We start from the raw sequence: 3,069 nt of genomic DNA on the forward strand, positions 1-3,069 counted from the left end.
CCGCCAGGCCCCGACCCGCCCCCACCGAACGGATCCGGCACGAACCGCTCCGCCGTCAGCCCGGGACGGCCCCGATAGCCCCGCGCCAGGCCATAGCCGCCGACGTACAGCTCCCCCGTCACGCCATCCGGAACAGGATGAAGATCGCCATCCAGAACATGCGCCGCGCGCGCACCAACCGCACGACCAATCGGACAAACAGAGCCGGAAAAAGAGGAGGTCGACGACGAGGGGTCGGACACTTTCCAGACCAGTGGCGTCACCACCGTCTCGGTCGGGCCGTAGCCGTTGATCAGTACGCGGGCGCCGAGCGCCTCGACCACCTTCTCGAACCCGGAGCGCGGCATCGCCTCGCCACCGAACGAGTAGAGATCGACCGGCGGCGCCGAGCCGCTCCAAGCGGCAAAGGCCGCCAATTCCTGAAGATAGGCCGGCGGAAAGCCGGCATTGGTGACAAGCTCGCGCTCTATGAGTGCCAGAGTGCGCTCCGGTGACCACAGGGCGTCATCGCGCAGAACCACCGAACCGCCAACGGACAAAGCCGTCCAAAGGCGCTCATGCGCACCATCGAAGGCGAAGGACAGGAAGAGAAGTTCGCGCGAGCGGGCATCCATTTCGTAGAGCGGAGCGGTGGCCGCCACGTGCATCGCGAAGGGCCCATGCGCCACCGCGACGCCCTTCGGCAGGCCCGTCGATCCCGAGGTGTAGATCAGGTAGGCGAGATCCTCGGGATGAAGCGCCACGCCGGGATCGGTCTCTGGCGAGCCCGACAAGTCGAGCGCATCGAGCATGAGGATGGGCCGTTCGCCCACCGGCAGCCCCGGCTGCGATTTGGCGTCGGTGATCACGAGGCTCACGCCGGCATCGTCGACGGCGTGTCCGAGGCGCGCGGCGGGGTTGGTGGGATCGAGCGGAAGATAGGCCGCGCCGGTCTTCAGCACGGCGAGCAGGGCGACGACCAGATCGGTCGAGCGCGCCATCGCGACGGCCGCGATCGTTCCCCGGCCCAGACCCCGGTGCATCAGGTGACGGGCCAGGCGGTTGGCACGCGACTCGAGTGCCCCGTAGCTCAGCAAGACCTCTCCGCAGCGCACGGCTTCGGCTTCTGGCCGCGCCTGCGCATGTGCCGAGAAGAGCTGGTGGACCGGCACGCGCGCCGCGTCGACGAGCGCCGGCATTTCCGCCGCATCGCTCGCCTGATCGAGCGAACTCGCAGCGAGCGCGATCTCGCCGACGGATCGGCGCGGGTCGGAAACGAAGGCATCGAGGATCTCGATCCAATGTCCGGCCATCCGGCCGATCGTCTCGCGATAGAACAGCGAGGTCGCGTAGGAAAACAGCGCAACGATGCCGCCGTCGGCCTGCTCGCGCGTATCGAGCGCCAGGTCGAACTTCGCTGAGTCCAACTCGACGGAGATCGTCTCGATCCGAAGACCCGCAAGGTCGGCGAGTCGCGTGCGGGACAGATTCTGGTGGTTGAACAGCGTCTGGAACAGCGGGTGCTCGCTGAGCGATCGCTCCGGCTGCAGAGCCTCGACGAGGCGTTCGAACGGCAGGTCCTGGTGTTCCTGTGCCTCGACCATCGCGGCATGGAGACGGGGGAGCAATTCGGACGGTCGGTCTCGCCCTTCGATCGCGCTGCGCACGACGATCGTGTTGACGAACGGGCCGATCAGCGCATGCGTTTCCGGGCGCGCGCGGTTGGCGACGGGCACGCCGACGCGGATGTCGGTCTGGCCGGAATAGCGGTGGAGCAAGACTTTGAAGCCGGCGAGCAGCACGGCGAACAACGTCGTTCCATTGTCGCGGGCAAGGCTGCGCAAGGAGGCGGCGCGGCGCGCATCGAGCACCTTCGTCATGCCGGCGCCGCGGAAATCGGGCTCGGGCAACCGAAGGCGGTCGAACGGCAATTGCAGCGGTACGGCCTCGTCGCCGAGCCGGTCGGTCCAATAGGCGAGCCGCCTTTTGCCGGAAGCGGACGAGACCTGCAGCCGTTGCCAGGCGGTGTAATCCGCATAGCGGATCGGGTGGTCCGGGAGCGCCTTCGGCCCCCCATCGACAGCGCTCGCATAGAGCGTCCAGAACTCGTCGACGAGAACGCCCATGGACCAGCCGTCGGAGACGATGTGGTGCAGGGTCACGAGAAGCACGTGGTCCTGCGCGCCGAGCGCGATCAGCGTCACGCGCAGGAGCGGTCCGGTTTCGAGATCGAAGGGCTCGGCCGCCTCGGCGCGCGCCAGGGAGAGAGCATCCTCCTCGCTGGCACTGATCTCGCGAACCTGGACCGGAAAAGGCGCAACGATCACCTGCTCGGGAGGGCCGGCGTTCTGGACGAAGACGGTGCGGAGCGTCTCCTGCCGGACGACCAGAGCGTCGAAGGCCTGCTGCAGAGCACGGCGGTCGAGCGGGCCGTGAAGATGCAATGCGGCCGGCATGTTGTATGCGCCGCTCGAAGGGTTCATCCGCCAGAGGAACCAGAACCGGGCCTGCGCGAAGGAGAGCGCCGCACGATCGCCTTCGAGACGCACGATCGGCAGCCGGGACAGGTCGATGCCGCGCTCGCCGAGCTGCTTCAGGAAGAGCTGCTGCTTGTCGGCTTCGAGCCTCGCCAGGCGGCGGGCGACCTCCTGCAGCGGATCGGTCGATGTGCCCGCGCCCTGGATCTTGGGGGCCTCACTCATCGACGAGTTCCAATGCTTCCAGCGTGTCGAACATGGCGGCGAGGTCGTCCTGGGACGCCTCCGGGGCCTGCGATTGGTCGAGTTCTGCGGCGAGCGCTTCGATCGTCCTCGCCTCGAAGAAGGTGCGGATCGAGACGTCCTGGCCGAGTGTCGTGCGGATGGCGGCGACCGCCTGGAGCGCGGAGATGGAGTCACCTCCTGTTTCGAAGAAGTTTTGATTGACGCCGATGTTGGGGATGCCGAGGACTTCTGCCCAGATGGCGGCGAGGGCGGTTTCGACGGGGGTGCGCGGGGCGACGTAGTCGTCGGCCTGTGCGAGGGCGGCCTCCGGGGTGGGCAGTGCCCTGCGGTCGAGCTTTCCGTTGGGGGTCAGCGGGAAGCTGTCGAG

Annotated in this window: 2 protein-coding genes; both read right to left on the reverse strand. The window is 67.6% G+C overall.

What is annotated here, in order from left to right; all coding sequences use genetic code 11:
- Window positions 1-2,681, reverse strand: a 2,681-nt coding sequence (locus tag GGR33_RS25670) for a condensation domain-containing protein (RefSeq protein WP_183516095.1), incomplete at its 3' end; no start/stop codon positions are given.
- The coding region (locus GGR33_RS25675) for a phosphopantetheine-binding protein (protein WP_183516096.1) at window positions 2,674-3,069 on the reverse strand (396 nt) is incomplete at its 5' end. The genes GGR33_RS25675 and GGR33_RS25670, both read right to left, overlap by 8 nt.

It is taken from the genome of Methylobacterium brachythecii (assembly GCF_014196345.1).
In the GTDB taxonomy this organism is placed as follows: domain Bacteria; phylum Pseudomonadota; class Alphaproteobacteria; order Rhizobiales; family Beijerinckiaceae; genus Methylobacterium; species Methylobacterium brachythecii.